This window comes from Flintibacter sp. (genome assembly GCF_046973065.1).
Window position 1 is genome coordinate 1 of record NZ_JBKVXZ010000038.1, and the last position, 18,793, is coordinate 18,793.

Annotated in this window: 15 protein-coding genes; all 15 read right to left on the reverse strand. The window is 49.0% G+C overall.

Features of this window, described 5'->3' with window-relative positions; genetic code table 11:
• Nucleotides 1-1,984: CarD family transcriptional regulator (locus ACLTXB_RS12875; protein ID WP_428227278.1), on the reverse strand; the 1,984-nt coding region annotated here is incomplete at its 3' end.
• 273 nt (nucleotides 1,985-2,257) lie between these two features.
• Nucleotides 2,258-3,328, reverse strand: coding sequence for an acyltransferase (locus ACLTXB_RS12880; RefSeq protein WP_298735200.1), 1,071 nt, complete (start codon nucleotides 3,326-3,328; stop codon nucleotides 2,258-2,260).
• Nucleotides 3,329-4,022: 694 nt separating this feature from the next.
• A complete protein-coding gene (locus ACLTXB_RS12885; RefSeq protein ID WP_428227279.1) occupies nucleotides 4,023-4,922 on the reverse strand; it encodes a YitT family protein in 900 nt (299 codons plus the stop codon).
• Nucleotides 4,923-4,993: 71 nt separating this feature from the next.
• Nucleotides 4,994-6,580: a glycine betaine ABC transporter substrate-binding protein gene (locus ACLTXB_RS12890; RefSeq protein ID WP_428227280.1), complete on the reverse strand. Its 1,587-nt coding sequence runs from the start codon at nucleotides 6,578-6,580 to the stop codon at nucleotides 4,994-4,996.
• Nucleotides 6,581-7,735 carry an ABC transporter ATP-binding protein gene (locus ACLTXB_RS12895; RefSeq protein WP_298735208.1) on the reverse strand — a complete coding sequence of 385 codons (1,155 nt, stop codon included), beginning with the start codon at nucleotides 7,733-7,735 and terminating at the stop codon, nucleotides 6,581-6,583.
• A 206-nt stretch (nucleotides 7,736-7,941) separates the two neighbouring features.
• Nucleotides 7,942-8,598 carry a hypothetical protein gene (locus tag ACLTXB_RS12900; RefSeq protein WP_298735213.1) on the reverse strand — a complete coding sequence of 219 codons (657 nt, stop codon included), beginning with the start codon at nucleotides 8,596-8,598 and terminating at the stop codon, nucleotides 7,942-7,944.
• Nucleotides 8,599-8,699: 101 nt separating this feature from the next.
• Entirely contained in the window at nucleotides 8,700-9,401 is a 702-nt protein-coding gene (locus ACLTXB_RS12905) for a response regulator (RefSeq protein WP_428227281.1), read from the reverse strand.
• Nucleotides 9,394-12,033 (reverse strand): DUF4118 domain-containing protein, encoded by a 2,640-nt coding sequence (locus tag ACLTXB_RS12910; RefSeq protein WP_428227282.1) that lies wholly within the window; start codon nucleotides 12,031-12,033, stop codon nucleotides 9,394-9,396. The genes ACLTXB_RS12905 and ACLTXB_RS12910 overlap by 8 nt, the downstream gene beginning before the upstream one ends.
• Nucleotides 12,034-12,073: 40 nt before the next feature.
• A complete protein-coding gene (locus ACLTXB_RS12915; protein WP_428227283.1) occupies nucleotides 12,074-12,574 on the reverse strand; it encodes a LysR substrate-binding domain-containing protein in 501 nt (166 codons plus the stop codon).
• Between the two features lie 34 nt (nucleotides 12,575-12,608).
• Complete coding sequence (locus tag ACLTXB_RS12920; protein ID WP_428227284.1) at nucleotides 12,609-13,259, reverse strand: potassium channel family protein; 651 nt, start codon at nucleotides 13,257-13,259, stop codon at nucleotides 12,609-12,611.
• Between the two features lie 20 nt (nucleotides 13,260-13,279).
• Nucleotides 13,280-14,614, reverse strand: coding sequence for a TrkH family potassium uptake protein (locus tag ACLTXB_RS12925; protein WP_428227285.1), 1,335 nt, complete (start codon nucleotides 14,612-14,614; stop codon nucleotides 13,280-13,282).
• Between the two features lie 159 nt (nucleotides 14,615-14,773).
• Entirely contained in the window at nucleotides 14,774-14,968 is a 195-nt protein-coding gene (locus ACLTXB_RS12930; protein ID WP_298735229.1) for a hypothetical protein, read from the reverse strand.
• Between the two features lie 152 nt (nucleotides 14,969-15,120).
• Nucleotides 15,121-16,011 (reverse strand): hypothetical protein, encoded by an 891-nt coding sequence (locus tag ACLTXB_RS12935; RefSeq protein WP_298735232.1) that lies wholly within the window; start codon nucleotides 16,009-16,011, stop codon nucleotides 15,121-15,123.
• 38 nt (nucleotides 16,012-16,049) lie between these two features.
• A complete protein-coding gene (gene kdpC / locus ACLTXB_RS12940) occupies nucleotides 16,050-16,721 on the reverse strand; it encodes a potassium-transporting ATPase subunit KdpC (RefSeq protein ID WP_298735235.1) in 672 nt (223 codons plus the stop codon).
• A 13-nt stretch (nucleotides 16,722-16,734) separates the two neighbouring features.
• Nucleotides 16,735-18,783, reverse strand: coding sequence for a potassium-transporting ATPase subunit KdpB (gene kdpB, locus ACLTXB_RS12945; protein WP_428227286.1), 2,049 nt, complete (start codon nucleotides 18,781-18,783; stop codon nucleotides 16,735-16,737).
• Between the last annotated feature and the right edge of the window lie 10 nt (nucleotides 18,784-18,793).

Here is an 18,793-nt window from a genome sequence, read left to right on the forward strand (position 1 = left end):
AGGCCACCTCCGTCTTGCCGTAGCCCACGTCGCCGCACAGCAGCCGGTCCATGGGTACGGGAGACTCCATATCCTTTTTAATTTCCTGGATACACCGCAGCTGGTCGTCGGTCTCGGTGTACTCAAACTGCTCCTCAAACTCCCGCTGCCAGGGGGAGTCGGGGGAGAAGGCGTAACCTGGCTGGCGCTGGCGCTGGGCGTAGAGCTCGATAAGCCCCTTGGCCAGGTCCTGCACTGCCTTTTTTGCCCGGGTCTTGGCCCGTTCCCAGTCAGTGCCTCCCAGCTTGGAGAGCTTTTTCGTCTCCTGGGCGTCCTCGCCGCCGCCAATATACTTGGAAATGAGGTCCAGCTGGGTGGCGGGGACGTAGAGCACGTCGGAGCCGGCGTAGGCGATCTTCACATAGTCCTTTTCAATGCCGTCGGCGGGCATCTTCACCATGCCCACGTAGCGGCCCACGCCGTGGTGCTCGTGGACCACCAGGTCGCCGGGGGAGAGGTCGGCATAGGATTTGAGCTTCTGGCGGTTGGTGGTCTCTTTTTTTTGCCGGGGCCGCTTTTGGGGGGCGGCCTGGCCCTCGGTGATGACGGCCAGCTTCAGGTCGGGGTATTCCATACCGCCGGACAGGCCGCCCACGGTGAGCATGATCTGTCCCGGCTTGGGCAGGGTCTTGGGAGAGAACTCCACCCCGGAGTTCACCTTCTGCTCCCGCAGAAGGGTCTGAAGGTTCAGCGCCCGCTGCTCCGAGGACACCAGCACCAGTACCCCGAACCCGGCAGACTGGTAGTGGCTTAAATCCTGCACTGCCGTCTCCAGGCTGGCTCCGAAGGAGGGGAGCTGCTTGGCCATCAGGGACAGCACACACCGGGGGGGCGTGGGGTAGGTGGAGAGGGTAAAGGAGTCCAGATAGGCCACCGGCCAGTTCTCCAGCACCTGGTTGAGCTGGGCAAAGGAGCGGGACAGGTCGCCGCAGCTGCCGTCCAGCTCGCCACGCTCCAGCAGGGTCTTTACATCCTCCTCCATCTGCCACTGGTAGGTTTTGGCCCGCTCGGCCACCCGGCTGCTCTCGGAGAAGAGAACGCAGGCGTCCAGGGGCAGGTAGTCGGCGGCGGTGGCCAGGGTGGGGTAGATGAGGGGGAGGTAGCGGTCCACAGCGGGGAGGGAGCGGCCCTGCTCCAGGGCCTCCCGGTCGGCCTCCAGGGTGGCTTTCAGCTCCTTGTGGCCGTCCTTCTCCGCTTTGGCGATGCGTTTGTCCAGCAGAGCCAGCAGGCCGCCCAGACCCCCGGGGGCCAGCTGGGGTAGCGTTTCCGCGCCGGGCAGGAGGACCGCCCGGTCCAGATTCTCCGTGCGCCGCTGGGTGGCCGGGTCGAAGGAGCCCATGGCGTCCACCTCGTCACCCCAGAACTCGGCCCGGACCGGGGCGTCCATGGCGGGGGAGAACACGTCCAGGATGCCGCCTCGCAGGGCAAACTGGCCGGGACCCTCCACCTGCTGGCAGCGGGTATAGCCGGCGGCAGTGAGACAAGCGGCCAGGTCGTTGAGATTGATCTGCTGACCGGTGGCCAGTTCCAGGGTGGCCTGTTTGAGGACATCAGGAGGCAGGGTGCGCTGCTGGAGGGCCTCCACCGAGGCCACCAGGCAGGGCAGTTCGCCCTCCGACAGAGCCCACAGCAGCTTCAGTCGCCGGTGCTCCCACTGGTGGGAGACGGTGGCGGCGTTGTGGAAGGTAAACTGCCGGGCGGTGAGCACCGGCACACTCTGGCCGGTGAAGAAGGCCAGGCCCCGGGCCATGCGTTCGCACTCGCTTTCATCGGCGCACACCACTACCACCGGCCGCTCCGAGGCCGCGCCCAGGGCGGCGGCAAAGTGGGCCCGGTGTACCGCACCCAGGCCGGACACCGCCGCCGGGGACTGTCCCCCGTCCAACGCGGCCAGCAGCTGCTGGAATTCCGGCAGGTTTTGTAAAACAGAACGTAATATATTCAAAGCAAATCACTCCTAGTGACCTTATATTCCATAATATGGAAGTTATAGACGCGCCAATGCCCCCGTTTCCAGACAGAGACGGGGGGTGGTACGATTTTGCGCCCGGGGAGACTTGCCTCAAACGTCTGCCGGGGCGGGGTTTTTTGAAAGGATACCCCTATTTTACCCCAGAGAAAGGGGGTGTTACAAGGGAAATTTCGCTGCAGGCGCAGCAAAAAAGCATCCGTACTCCGGATGCTTTTTTTGCGTATGAAAAAGTTGTGAGTTGTGCGGTTATCCCTGGAGCAGGCGGCGCAGCAGGGGGATCCTGGACACGCAGGCGGCAAACAGGAAGGAGAGCAGGGCGGTCAGCACGCCCTGCAAAACCAGAGCGGCAGCCAGAGGCAGAGCGTCAGGCTGCAGATGGGTGATGACGTCCAGCACCAGAGGGTGGACCCAGTACACACCAAAGACCACCTGGGCGCACAGGCGCAGGGGCTTTTGGGCCGGGCGCAGCGCCTGGGCATGGCAGGAAAAGAAGGTGCGCACCCACACGAACAGGGCGGCGGCAATGAGATAGTGGGGGAAGGCGTAGCCGCTTTCAAAGGGGAGATAGCTCTGTTCCGGGCGGGCGTAGAGCAGATTCCCCACCAAATGCACGGCGTATCCTGCCACGCCGCCCAGATAGACCAAAAGCCGGGTCCGGCGGCTCAGCTCCTGCCGCCCCAGCAGCCAGCCCAACAGGACATACCCCACCAGTCCCTCCAGCATAGGGCCGAACAGCACAACCTGGAAGGGGAGGATTTGATTGAGGGCTGGACGGAGGGTGGAGGAGAACAGAATGATGCCAAACAGAAGCAGAATCTGCCGGGGGGTGCAGGTCTCGATCAGCCGCCGCAGGAAGGGGCAGATCAGGTAGATGCCAAGGAGCATGTAGATGTACCACATGTGGTACTTCACGCCCTGGCCCAGAAGAAGCTGCAGAAAGACCGACAGGCTGAGGGGCTGGGAGCCGGTGAGGACGGCCACGGCGAAGTAGATCCCATTCCAAACCACCAGAGGGATCAGCAGCTTAGGCAGCTGCTTTTTGTAAAAGGGCGTGATCTCTCTCAAGCGGGGATCGTCCAGCATCAGGCAGCCGCTGATCATCAAAAATAAAGGCACACCCACCCGCACCAGCGGGTCCAGCACCATGCAGGCAAGCCAGGTGTTGGTTTGCGCCAGAGTGGGGCTGACCATGATGGGGGCAGTCACATGCAGTGCGATAACAAGAAGAATGGCCAGACAGCGTAGGGCGTCCAGATAGGGGATGCGGACCTGGTTTGGAGCGCCGGGTGCCCTGGTGAGGTCGGAGCAATGATCCATGGTGGGTTCCTCCTGTTGCCAGCAGAGTGGACCGTGCCGGTACAGCCGCTGGAGATTTGTCCCTATTTTACCCGGGGCAGAGGGGGATTGCAAGGCAGAGCGGGGGTTTTTAAGCAGATCCTAAGAAAAACAAAAAAGCACGGAAACAAGTTGTTTCCGTGCTTATCTGGTGGACGATACAGGACTTGAACCTGTGACCTCCCGCACGTCAATGCAAAAATTTTATTTTTTCTAATCTTTTTGCGTAGTTTCTAGGCATTTCTATTCCGAACAAATTGCTTTCCAGCACTTTTGAATCGCAGGATTTCCGATGGTTCCGGCTCCGTCTGTGGCTGGTTGTGTGGTCAACCGCAGAAACATGTTACATGTTTGCCCTTTCAAAATAAATGTGTTTTTCCGCCCGCACCATGATATTTTAATACAGTGTTATCAAAGATAAGGAATTTCACTTTTAACCGATTATCAAATAGCTCGATTGACAGAGCAGAAATAATGTACACTCAAGAACCACTACAAACATTTCTCCAGAAATGCTTACATTACAAATACTCATCTTCTTCCAGCGTGGCAACATACCGTCCGCCATTTTTTCACCACGCTTTTTTGAAAAAGACTTCTTTATCAGTAGAGATTTATTTCTTCTGGCCAACTATGCTCATTGAACAGTAAAAAACACCCGCACTTTTCTATCGAATCAGGCCCAGAGACGCTTTCTGAAGTTGCCCAGCACAGATGTGTCCTCGCTCATAATTACAAATACATTGGGATCATACACCTTTAGAATTTTTCTCAGAGCAAAAGCTTCTTTTTTTGAAACTACGGTAAGTAAAATATCAGACGGTTCCTTGCTATAGGCACCGCTACCCACCCACTTGGTTACTCCCCGTCCCACATATTGAAACACTAGTTGCTCCATATCCTGGGATTTTGTAATAATCAGCATAGTCACGGTGACATTTTGCAGATGCATCCTATCCAATGTTAGATAGGTAACCGCACCGAAAATGACACTGTAAACCACAATATTTTGTTCAAAGAAAAATAACCCTATGCTATAAACCACCACATTAATTAGCATGGCAATACGCCCCACACTAAAGTCGGCTTTTTGTTGCATGCAAAGCAATCCCAATATTTCCTCCCCACCCCCAGAACAGCCAGCAGTCAGCGGAAGGCCCGCACCAATGCCGCACAGAATTCCGCCTATAAAACAGGCTGCAAACATTTCCTCAAAAATACTCTTTTCAGGAATAGGAATCAAGGCGAGAAACACACTATAAGAGACAATACAAAGAGCGGTTTTAGTAAAGAACCAGCGTCCAAACTTTGAAAAAGATACAATCAACAGTGGAACATTTAATAAAAAATATAGGATACCCGCAAAATCTCCTACTTGATGAATTCCAGGAAACGAAAAGGCCAAAAGCATTCTCAAAAGCTGGGCAATGCCCAGAAACCCTCCACTATACATGGCGTGTGGCAGGACAATCCAGTTCATAGAAGCGGAGAAAAGAAAAGTACCCATCAGGATCAGTAAAATATCCTGAATCGGATGTCCCCGCCGCAGATGTTCTAACTCAGGTTTTATATTCATAAGATTTCATCCTTACGGTTTAAAGGGAGCAGTTCTGCCATATAAGCAGAACCGCCCCCCTTTTCTAAATTTCATGCAACAGGTACAAGATCATTTTCCACCAGGAAATGGTGAGCAACCTCAGAGGCTGTCATACCATCGATGTCAACTTGGGCGTTCATAGCAGCCATGGTCTTGTCATCAATCTTACCGTCCATGCGAGAGAGAACTTCCTGCAGTTCCGGATCTGCCTGTAACAGATCCGCATCTACAAAGTTTACCGCATAGTAGGGAGGGAAAAAAGAAATATCATCTTCCAACATGGTAAGCCCCAACTTAGAGAGCAAGGCATCCGTTGCAAACGCATCCACTACATCTACTTCGTTGTTATCGATTGCCGTATAGCGTAGGCTAGCATCCAACCCTTTGACATCCTTAAATTTTGCACCGTAGTCCTTTTCCAAAAGTGGCAGACAGTCCTCCCGCTGGATGAACTCTACCGTGCATCCAAGACTTAACTCAGGAGATTTTTCCAGTAACTGTGACAAAGTAGATATACCGTATCGTTCCGCAGTCTCCGGTTTCACGCTCATCACATAGGTGTTATTAAACCCCAAGGGTTTAGAAGTTACTATGCCATGTTCCTCCAACATCATGTCATGCACCTTATTCCAAACCGCATTTGGATCTGTGTCCACAGGCTGCCCCAAAAGGTTCATTAATGCAGTGCCGGTATACTCTACAAACATGTCAATACCGCCGCTCTCCAAAGAGCTAAAGCAGACGGATGCACCCGCAAGCCCAAATCGCTGTTCTACATGATAGTCAGTATTGGATTCGATCAGTTCTGTGTAAATCTCGCCTAGAATTTGTACCTCAGTATAATTAGAGGTACCTACTACAATTGTCTTATCACTCGTTCCACTGGGGCGAATGATAAAACCATACGAAAAGACGGATGCCACCACCAGGGCACTGCATAGAAGTGCAGCAACAGCCTTTTTTCTCAGACGGATCTTCGGAGGTTGGTTCTTAATTTCGTTCTGAGGCAGTAGTCCTTCACTGGTAAAAGCTCGCTCTACCCGCCCCAAGAGATAGTCCAGCGCCAGTGCCATCACCGCTGCAGCCACAGCTCCCATGACTGTCATTGGGTAGTTTTGTGAGTTCATGCCCAGCATAATGAACCAGCCAAGCCCTTTCGCTCCGGCGAAGGCCGCGATAGTCATCGTACTAACCGCCCCCACAGCAGCAATGCGGATACCAGACATAATGTATGGCATAGCCATAGGCAGTTTTACCCGGCGTAATTGCTGCATCCGATTTAGCCCAATCCCCCGCGCAACCTCTACGGAAACAGGTGAAATACTAGAAATACCAGTGTATGTACTTTTCAGAATAGGAAGAAACGCATAAACAAATACCATAAAAATGGCAAGAGTCTCCCCCACATGCAAAATGGGAATTCCCAGTGCCAGTAATGCCATACAAGGAATCGATTGCATAATATTGGCAAAGCCAATGATAATTTTTGAGAGCAACTTACTGTGGGTAATGAGAATACCAAGTGGAACGGCCAGGAGGAGGGCAAAAATCACCGCAAAACTAGTCATCGCCAGATGTCGAAGAAACTCAGTGACTAAATTATACTTATTCCTTCGCATAAATTGTAATATAGTCAATCAATTGGTAGGACATATAACGCCGCTCCTCTCTCCCTCACTACGCTCAGGAACAAACTGCTTGCTCATAGTCGCAAGCAGGCTACTCTTAGTCAGGTATCCCAGTAAAACACCGCTATGGCTGATCACGGGAATCACACCGGACACACCATAGTCAATGGTGGAAATGATTTCCTTGAGGGATGTTTCGCCTTCTACTGCAATATAATCATCTGTAAGATATGTCTCAACTACATCAGACCCCTGCTTTCCAATAAGGTCCTCTAAACGTACAAGCCCCAAAAGCATATGTTTCTTGTCCACCACCAGAAGGCTGTCAACTCCATTGTGCCGCATAATCTGCATCGCTTGAATGACAGTCCGCCCCTCCACAATACAAATTGGGTGCAGGCGCATAATATCTGCCGCTCGGATATAGTTCGGGTTGGCCCACAGGCGGTTTGCTCCAATAAACTCCATTACATATTGATTTGCAGGGTGCTTTAAAATGTTTTCTGGGGTATCGCACTGTACAATCCTGCCATTTTGAATCATGCAGATCCGATCTGCCAGCTTGATCGCTTCATCCATGTCGTGGGTAACAAATACAACTGTCTTTTTGTCCTTGGCGTGAAGATAGTGAATCTCGTTTTGCAGTTCACTACGTGTCACCGGATCCAGCGCAGAAAAGGGTTCATCCATCAAAACAATGGGGGGATCAGCCGCAAATGCCCGAGCAATTCCCACTCGTTGTTGCTGCCCACCAGACAATTGGGAAGGATACTGATTTCGGTAGATATCTGGATCGAGATTTACCATCCGCAGCATCTGATCCACCCGTTCCTGAATCTCCCCTTTTGACATCCGGGCGATCTGCATAGTAAGAGCAATGTTTTCCTCCACAGTCATGTGCGGAAACAATCCGCCGGACTGTACCACATAGCCCACCATTTTGGGAAGATCCTGCACCGTAACATCCTTTACCGGTATGCCATTAATAGATAGAGAACCGCTTTTTAGCGGAAGCAGCTTGTTTATACTTTTGAGCAAAGTTGTTTTCCCACAGCCACTAGAGCCGATTAGCACAAAAAATTCTCCGTCCTCAATCTTTAGAGTAACATCATTTAGAACCGGCCTATCTTTATATGCAATCCGGACTTTATCAAATACAATCATACAACATCCGCCTTTCTTTGAAGGTAGGACGATTGTATAGCCTTTTCCTTAAAGATTGCACTATTATCCGCGATTTTTTATTAAGATACTGTAAATCATGCCTGTATACTTCTGATATAAAACAAAAGTATTGACCCGCTGGGAATAAACTCTCCTGGCAGGCCAACACTTTTGTTTTCGTTCAAAATAATCTTTTGGAACATCAACTAGTTTGTTTGAGTATTTAATTTCAATGGAATCCTGATCTCTTCATCATCGTACTGTATCAGCAGAAAACTTTCCTCTAATGGCGGAACAAACATACCTGTAGCATAACTTCCACTAAGTGTATTATTCGAGGAATACCACGGAGTTTCTATGCTATTAATGTCCTTCCCTCCTGCCAAGAGAACGGTTCCCTCAGCAGATATTAACTGATAGAAAATACTGTCACTTTCCGTATAAATTGTTTCTTCCCCCAAATATTGTCCCATCATAGTCGTAATGTAAACAGGGTTAGAAGAAACATCTGCAATCTGCTCATCGTATTTTTTACAGAATTGCTCATAATACTCTTCCGTTACATGATGTTTTTCGTAATCAATCTCTGTAACCGCTTTGTTCTCCTGGAGCATTGTAGCCATCCATTCTTTTTCCTCATCGGTTGCTTGCCGAACCTGCAACACAATTTTCCAGTTCTCCTGCTCTCCAGAAAGCGTATAAGGCACTTTTTCTGCCGCCGTCTCGCTTACTCTCCAATGAAAATCTTGTTTCTCCAAAGGAATGTTCAATCTGTCAGTCTCATCTTCTCCAAAAGAACATGCTGCAAGCCCTGTTAGCAGCAATAAAATTATATAGAAAATAATCCTTTGTATTTTCAACATAAAATTGCCTCTTTCCGTCCGTATCGCATTGAGCATACATTCTCTGTCCCAATGCTGATTTTGCACATAATACAGGCGGTCTAAAGAACTTTTGTAATGTATTATTCTACTTTCATCATACGATAACCAACACCAATGTGCGTTTGAATATACTGCGGTGAACCAGGTTCTTTTTCCAGCTTCTTACGAAGTGTTGCCATAAACACGCGAAGAGAGGCCACATCATTTTCCCAGCTTCGGCCCCAAATCTGTTGTGTAATAAATGTGTGGGTTAGTACTTTTCCAACATTTTTGCACAGCAAGCACAGCAGCTTATACTCACTGGGAGTCAGGTGGAGCTCCTGTCCATCCAAAAATGCACATCCAGCCGCATAGTCCACTTTCAGCTTCCCGTTTGTAAATACTGCTTCTATATTTGCTGCTCCGACCTGAATCTCTGCTAATCGTCTTTGTGTCACGCGAAGCCGTGCCAGTAGTTCTTCCACTGAAAATGGCTTTGTCAGGTAATCATCTGCACCGGCGTCCAATGCTTCAATCTTATCAGTATCCTCACTTCGGGCACTAATTACAATGATGGGCAAATTTGACCAGGAACGAACTTTGTGGATGACCTCCACCCCATCTATATCCGGCAACCCAAGATCCAGCAAAATGATATCCGGATTATGAGAGGATGCTTCCAAAACAGCAGATTCTCCGTTTGCCGCTGTCAGAAATCGGTAATCATGGGCTTTTAATGTGGTCGTAATTAAGTTGCGGACCGGTGTATCATCCTCTACCACTAAAATCAATGGTTTATTCATGCAACTCTACCTCCCCAGTTGGTACAGAAAACGTAAATATGGATCCATGAGGCAAGAGATCTGTTACAATCATTTCTCCTCCATGCGCATTGATAATTGATTTGCATAAGGCCAACCCGAGCCCCATACTGCGGCGACTGTCGGCAATCTGATTAGACGCACTGTAAAACATATCAAAAATATGTGGTTTGGCCTGATCCGAAATTCCAGGACCGTTATCTGTCACAGAAACATAAACAAAGTTTCCTTTTTTCCGCCATTCTATGTTAATTTCAGATCCTGGCGGCGTATACTTGATTGCGTTATCCACAATATTGATGATGACCTGAATGATTAGCTTCGCATCTACCTGTACTAAGAGATACTCTTCGCTACTTTGTACATTTATATGGTATTCTATGCTCTTGCGGTTAATATGTCGAAGTGCTTCCGAAACAATTTCATCGATTAGTTCTGTCGATATATGTAGGTTCATCCGCCCGTCTTCCAGGCGACTGACTGATAACAGATTTTCCACCAGATTAATGAGCCACATAGCATCATCATAAATATCGGTATACATCTGTTCCTTCGTCTTCTCATCAAACAGATTTCCATTGGAAAGCAGATTGCTGGCATTTCCTAAAATAGATGTAAGTGGTGTACGTAGATCATGCGAAATCGAACGCAGCAAGTTGGCACGCAGCTGTTCATTTTTCGCCAATACGGCAGCCGCTTCTTTTTCCTCCAGGTTTTTCTGATTTTCAAGGGCAAGCGCGCATTCTCCCAGGACAGAAAAGAGAATACTTGTTTCAAAGGAATCCAATGGCTTGTCCAATGCAGCAATCCCTACGACCCCATATACCTGCTTACCCGTGCGGACCGACAGATAGGTGCAGCAAGCATCGGAAAGGGTGTCCGTTCCCGCTCCCGCCCGTTTATTGTTTGTAAGGACCCACCTTGCTACATCCTGCTCCTTCTGCGTCGTGTAGCTGTCAGCGGACTTGGCTTCATCCAAAAGAAATACTTCCGGATCCATCAATTTTTCTTGCTTGACACGATATGCCACGATATCCCGCTGAAAAATTTTCAGCAGCTGCCTTGCCGTAACAGAAATAATTTCTTCCTGATTTCGTGCCTTTTGAAGATTCTGGTCCGTTTCAAACAACAGCTTTGTACGCCACGCCACTTGGGCAGAACGTTTGGCATGAGACTTTAGTCTAGAGGCCAACGAACCAGTAATCAATGAAGCAAGGAACATGATCAGAAATGTAACCGGATAGCCGCTATCGTAGGCGTGCAGAGAAAACCTGGGTTCCGTGAAAAAGAAATTGAATGTCAGCACACTGACGATGGAGGCAATAAAGCTGCAGATCGAACTTTTGGTGGACACGGAAACCAGCATGACCCCCAAAATATAAAGGGGAATGATATTGGCCTCCGTCAAGCCCCAATTGTAAAATAAAAAACCAATTACAGTAGTTAAGATGAGAATCAATACACTTTTCGCTAAATCTATCACAGATACCGCCTGCATGTGCATGATTTCCCAGTGTTTAGCAGAAAAATGCTTATTTAATCCATTATCCGGAATGATATGAATATCCAATTCAGGAGTCAGCTCGATCAATCGTTCTGTTAAAGATGCCTTTCCCAGCCATGGGCGCGGCATTCCGCTGCGGCCAAGCACAATCTTTGTCACTCCAGATAATCGTGAAAATTCCGCAATCTGATATGCCACGTCATCTCCATAAACCGTCTCAACCGATGCGCCCAACTGCTGTGCCAGATGAATATTGGACTGAAGCCGCTCTTTATCTACCGGAGTGATCCACTGGAACTCTTTCGTTTCCACAAACAATGCAGTAAAGCCGCATCGAAACGCACTCGCCATTCGAGCAGCTGTACGTATAATCTTCTCATTAGAAGGAGCAGAAGACAGGCACACCAGAATGTGCTCATGGGTACGGTACCCTGTTTGACTGTGATTGACCTGGGTGTACAAAGCCGCCCGATCGGCGCAGCGGCGCAGCCCTACTTCACGCAGGGCGCTTAATTGGGATAATGAGCAGTTGGAAAGCAAGGCTCCCTTCTTTTGCTGCAACAGCCGCTGCTGCAGCCGTTCCGGCTCAACATCAACAAACTCCACCTGTGCTGCCCGGTCAAACACGTGATCTGGAATGCGTTCCAAAATAGGCACTCTCAAGATCGAGAACACAGAATCCTGAATGCTTTCAACATGTTGAATGTCCAGCGTTGTATAAATGTCTACTCCCGCTTTTAGTAACTCCGCTATGTCTTGATATCGCTTTCTGTGGCGAGAATCATCCGCATTTCTATGTGAAAGCTCATCAATAACAATAAGTTGCGGCTGTCTTCTCAAACAGGCATCCAAGTCTATTTCATAGCCTTTTTGCCCGCTTTGCCGCACCATCTTACTGGGAACTTTCTCAAAAATGTCTGCCAATTTTTTTGTCTCGGGCCACTGCTCTGAGGGACCCACACCAATTACTACATCTACCCCGTCTGCCTTAGCCTTTTCCGCCGCTTTCATCATAGCGAAGCTTTTTCCTGCACCAGAAAAATAACTTGCAAAAATAGTAAGTCTTCCTTGTTTTTTCACCATAGTTCCTATTTGTTTATCTGTAGTCATTACAGTCCCTCCTTTCAAGGCAATATATTATAGCATAGTACTACATACCCTGTCCGCAAAGCCTCTCGACAAATTCCATGGTAAACGATCGGTGATCTTGATTTTTCCATACAACAAATTGATCTTGCATTGCCGCATGAACAGATGTTATTTTTACACCATCCTCATTAATAAACGGCTGTGTTTGGAGTATAACCTTCCTTTGTCGGACTTCTTCATTATTTTCTACATTGGAATGTATGATTACTACGTCCACATTTCCTGCACGCAAAGCATGGAGCAACTCGGGTTCTTCACCCATTAAAACCGTACAATGCAAATGGGGGTGTTGTTTTTTTATATCCTTTAGCACTTTGGACCCTATCTGCATCGACCAAACATCTGCAGTCGCAATATTTAGACAATCCTGTTTTTCCTGTTGATTATATTCTGCATCAATATATACTTGGTTGTTATCCAAAAAATCTCCAAGTTTGGAAATGGCATAATAGCCCAATGACGCGAACGCCAAAAATCCTCCCACCAAAACAAGTGCTTCCATCCATACCACTTCCTCTCTCAACTTTGTACAGACGCTATATATGAAAACATTTTTGAATGTCCCGCTGAGTTCCCAAGACCAAAATCGTACTGTGCTCAGGCAAGAATGTATCTGGTGTAATAACCGTCATAGCAAACTTTCCGTTCTGCTTTACTGCCATGATGTTAACATTGTACCGTCTCCTTACATCCAGCTGCCCAATGGTCTTTCCTACCCAGTCTTTTGGCACTTCAATTTCAAAAATAGCGTGATCATCCCCTAACGCAATATAATCAGAAATATGGTCTGAACTATAACGAATTGCAGTCCAAACGGCCATCTGCTTCTCTGGGTATACCACTTCATCGGCTCCATTGCGCAGTAGAAACTTCGCCTGCACATCTCGAGCAGCCCTTGCCACTACTTTTTTTGCGCCCAATTCTTTTAGAAGAGAAGCGGTCTCCAGAGAACTCTGAAAGTTATCTCCGATGGCCACGATACATACATCAAAATTACGAACGCCAATAGCAGTGAGGAATTCCTCACTGGTGCTATCTCCGATTTGAGCATTGGTAACAAACGGAAGAATTGCATTAACTCTATCCTCATCTTTGTCGACAGCCATAACCTGATGATTCAATTCATTTAACTTCATAGCAATATGGCGTCCAAAGCGCCCTAATCCAATCAATAAAATAGTTTTCATAAATCCTCCATTGTAGTACATTATCCAACTGTAATTCGTTCTTGTGGTAGTCTGGCACTGTTTCCTTGGAAATTAGAAAGGGCCGCAAATATGAGCGTTAACCCTCCTACTCGTCCAAAAAACATCAATCCAATTAATATTAGGTGCGAGATCCAATTGAGCTGTGGTGTAATTCCAAGTGAAAGCCCTACTGTTCCGATAGCAGAAGCCGTTTCAAATAAGCAAGTCAGGATAGGCAAATTTTCTACCTTACTGATCACAAGCCCTCCAGTTAAAAACAAAATCAGGTACATCATCAAAACAGTTGCGGCCTGAGATACTGTCTCATTTGAAACCCGTCTGTTAAAAAAGTGGGGGTTCTCTCGGCGGCGAAAAACGGCAAGAGAACTAGCCAATAGGACTGCCAAAGTCGTGGTTTTCATTCCGCCTGCGGTAGATCCGGGTGAACCGCCAATCAGCATGAGAATGATAATGACGAACTGTCCGGTCTCGCTCAGGGCCGTTAAATCTGCGGTATTAAACCCAGCGGTCCTTGGTGTAACCGCCTGAAAGAAGGATAACAGGACCCGCTCTCCCATTGGTGCCTGGGTAAATTCAAACAGGAAAAAATAGATGGTGGGAATCAGAATCAAAGCGCCCGTCACCGTAAGAATGACTTTGCTCTGCATGCGATACTTTTGAAAATGCAGGCCGTTTGTCCGGATATCTTCCCAGGTCAAAAAGCCAATGCCGCCAATGGCAATGAGCAGCGCGATCACGATGGAAATGACAGGATTGCTCGCATAATCGGTCAGAGAAGAAAACGGGGTTTTTACCCCCATTAAATCAAATCCTGCATTACAAAAGGCAGAAATGGAATGAAATAGTGAATACCACGCTCCCTTTAAAAGTCCAAACTCACGGAAAAACACCGGAAACAGCAGCGCTGCTCCCAGCAGCTCTACCGCCAGAGCCGTTTTTAGAATAAACCCGGTCAGCCGTACGATTCCTCCCACATTGGGCGCCGCAATCGCTTCCTGCATGGTGCTTCGCTGCATCAGTCCTATCTTTCTGCCCGACAGGATAGCAAATGCACCTGCTACAGTCACAACTCCCAGCCCACCAATCTGGATCAGCAAAATAATGACAGACTGCCCAAAATTGGACCAATAAGTGGCAGTATCATGGATCACTAATCCAGTAACACAAACTGCAGATGTTGAAGTAAACAGAGCATCTAAAAAGGGTGTGCAAATCCCTGCTTTTGTTGATATGGGAAGCATTAGTAACAAACTTCCCACTAAAATGACCAACAGAAAGCCAAATATAATAATCCGGAATGGGGACTTATTGTTTTTATGTAAAAGCTGCCACATAAGTCTCCTCCTCTTAATACATCTTTGTCTTTTCTTTATGCTTTCATTATCCACAGATCATATAAAAGAGGTATTAACGTATTTAGGCATATATTAAGGCGGCATTAAGATGCCGCCTTTTTAACATTAATTGAACATATCCTGGATTACCTGTTTATATTAGAGCCATCCGCATACAAGTGCCATTGGAAAAATAACGATGGTCGTACAGGCACACACCGCGGCTAAAGTAAAGATAGGCATTCCAATAAACATTATTAAAAAGCCCCAAACTCTGTGGTGGAACATAAACCGTTCCATCGAGGCATCCATTTTCTTTTCAAAATGAGAGACACGTTTGAGCAAGGTAAGCATATCTGTCCCCTCCTTATGCCACTATCATAGCGCATAGGAACTAAAATTGGGAAAAAGATTACACGCACAAGCTTAAGAAAAAATAAAAGCTCACCGGCTTTCCTGAAATATGCAGGTAAGCCGGTGGGCTCGTGTTTATTGAATGGATTGCGTCATTGATTGAGTGGAAACAAAACTTTCATCAAAACATGTTCAGCTGCACTGGGATGATTTACACCAAAATAAAGGCGTTCTCCGTTACAGTTCAACAGTTCAAACTGATTTCCGCAACAAGAAAATCGAATGCCCAGCTCATCTAGTACCTGGTAAAGGGCCAACTGCCACTCAATCCAGTTTGGTACCCCGTGTCTCGGTAGCATATCTTTGATCCACTCAAATTCTGGCGGCGAAAGATGCTTTGCCAAAAACAATTTCCACAATGTTTGCTTTTGATTGAGTGCAAGTCCGGTCAAACATGCCTCGGGGCACTCCTGCACAATTTCCTGTGAAAAAGATACGTAACAGAAGGAAAGTGTACGGTCCATTTGAGCTAGCTTCTGCTCCTCCAGAAAATCACTATAGCTCCAATCCAGCGCCACAACCTGATTCTCTTCATCCTCTGCCGCCGATAACAGCAATGCCATTGCTTCCGCCGCCAAAGCGTTTGGAAATGTTATGCAAATATAAAAATCACACAGCTCATCATACCAAACTCCGGAAATATTCCTCTGTTTCAGCGTATATTTGCCATCTATCTGCACAAACGAAAGCTCAACCAATTCATCTCTGTCCGACATTCCAAACACCTGTACAGGCCATGTCGAAGCGACCTTATAAATCAGTGGTCCAAATGTCTGTGCAAATTCCAAGACAGGGACAGATTGGACCTCATATCCAAATTGGACCTGCATCTGTCCTTGTTGACAAGCCACCTTGTGGGACTGTCCAAACCAATCACGCAGAGCGCTTGCTAAGGAGAGCAGAAGCCACGCTGGTGTATCATCTTCGACAGGCAGCAATGTTTCAAACCCACGCTCCAGTGTCTTCTCATAATGAAATTGCATTTCGTTCGCCTCCAATTAGGGGACTCAGAAAGCTACCCTTATTTTGTTGTCTGGCTTACCAGGCCCATGGCCTTTGCGATGTCCAGATTTACGCCCAGCACATTGACGGTCTCTTCCCCGAAAACACCCAGCAGCTTGCCGGTGGTGTTGTCGGCCACAATCTGGCTGAGCTCCTCCTCGCTCAGGCCGGAGGCCTGGGCCAGGGCGGGGATCTGAATCTGAGCACTCTCAGGAGAGACATGGGGATCCAGACCAGATCCGGAGGCAGTCATCAGGTCGGCAGGGATATCCTCCCGCTTCACGCCGGGATTTGCCGCCAAGAACTCTTCAATGTCGGCCTCCACCCGCTCAGTCAGGGCAGGGTTGGACGGAGCATAGTTGTTGTTGCCGGAAGCCAAACCGGCAAACTCTGTACCGTCATTATAGAACTGGTTACCTTCCTCATCCTCGTAATAAGTATTGTAATTGTAAGCAGAAGGGCGGCATTTCATGAAATAAGGCTCTGTAAAGTCCTGGCCCACATTGGCAGCACCTACCGGTTCCCCATCTGCAGTCACCAGACTACCCTTGGCCTGGCCGGGGAAAATAACCGCAGACAAACCACTGAGCACTACTGGGAATGCAAAGCCACACAGCAGCAACAGGATCAATGTCACAACCACAGACTGGCGGACCCAGTGCATTGTGGTCTGTTTATTTGTATCATTCATAACGGAAACCTCCTTAGACAAGGCCGATGAGGAGCGGGGCAATGATCATATCGATCAGTTTAATGCCCACAAAGGGAGTAATCACACCGCCCAAGCCATAAATCATCATGTTGCGTGCCAACATTTTTCCGGAAGACATGGGGCGGTACTTGACGCCCTTCATCGCCAGAGGGATAAGGCAGGGAATGATGATGGCGTTAAAAATCAGAGCCGACAGGATCGCGCTGTATTCCGTGGTCAGGTGCATGATATTCAGCACCCCCAGTTGGGGAATGGATGCCATAAACATAGCGGGGATAATGGCAAAGTACTTTGCGATGTCGTTGGCAATGGAGAAGGTGGTCAAGGAGCCACGGGTAATGAGCAGCTGCTTGCCAATCTCGACCACTTCCAGAATCTTTGTGGGATCGGAATCCAGATCCACCATGTTGGCCGCTTCTTTGGCAGCACTGGTGCCGGAGTTCATGGCCAGGCCCACATTGGCCTGGGCCAGAGCTGGGGCGTCGTTGGTGCCGTCGCCGGTCATAGCTACGATCTTGCCCTCAGCCTGTTCCTTCTTGATCACGCTGATCTTATCCTCAGGCTTGCACTCTGCGATAAAGCCGTCCACGCCGGCCTCCTTGGCAATGGTGGCCGCCGTCAGGGGGTTGTCGCCGGTACACATGATGGTCTTGATGCCGATGGCGCGCAGGCGCTCAAAGCGCTCCACCATACCGGGTTTTACCGTGTCCTTCAGATAGATGACGCCCAGCACCCTGTTGTTCTCGCACACTACCAACGGCGTACCGCCCAGGGAAGAAACCTCTTCCACATGGGCGTGCAGGTCGGCAGGAATCTTTCCGCCCTGCTCTTTGATATACTGTTCAATGGCGTCGGAAGCACCTTTACGCACCTTTGTACCGTCAGGCAGGTCCACACCGCTCATACGGGTCTGAGCGGTAAACTCCATAAAGGTGGAGCCGGGCTGTTCCTCGCTGGTATCACCCAGGCGGCGGGCCAGTTCCAGCGTGGACTTGCCTTCGGGGGTCTCATCGTGCAGGCTGGTGAGGGCCGCACAGCGAATGAGATCGCTGCGAGCAGCTCCTTCCACAGGAAAGAAATCCGCAGCCAGGCGGTTACCAAAGGTGATGGTGCCCGTCTTATCCAAGATCATGGTGTCCACATCGCCGCAAGCCTCCACAGCCTTACCGGACATAGCGATCACATTAAAACGGGTCACACGGTCCATACCGGCAATGCCGATGGCGGAGAGCAGGCCGCCAATCGTAGTCGGAATCAAACAAACCATCAACGCAATCAGCGTAGAAACGGGCAGCTGCACACCACTGTAAATACCAATGGGGTACAGAGTCACAATTACAATCAGGAAAATGATGGTCAGAGAAACCAGCAGTGTATTCAGGGCAATCTCATTGGGAGTCTTTTTCCGGGAAGCTCCTTCAACCAAGGCGATCATCCGGTCCAGGAAGCTATTGCCCGGCTCGGAGGTAATGCGAATCTTCAGCCAGTCGGAAACCACGGTGGTACCGCCGGTAACCGAGCAGAAATCGCCGCCGCTCTCACGAACCACGGGCGCAGACTCACCAGTAATGGCAGACTCATCCACGGAGGCAATGCCCTCAATGACCTCGCCGTCGCCAGGGATGACCTCGCCGGCCACCACCATGACCACATCGCCCTTTTTCAGCTGACTGGAGGAGACGATGGTCTCGTTCCCATTCTCGTCCAGCAGGTGGGCTTCGGTATCTTTCTGGGTCTTCTTCAGGCTGGCTGCCTGAGCCTTGCCGCGGCCCTCGGCCACGGACTCCGCGAAGTTAGCAAACAGCACCGTCACCAGCAGAATAATGGAAACGATCAAATTGTAAGTACGCAGGCCGGTATCGCCCTCACCAAACAGCCCCGGCACAATCGTCAGCAGCAGCGTGATCAGGAAGCCGATTTCCACGACGAACATGACCGGATTCTTGATCATATATCGGGGGTCCAGCTTTTTTACCGAACCGATGAGAGCCTGTTTCAGGATCTCCGGGGTCAGCAGCTTTTTATTTTGTTTCTTACTCATATTACGAAAA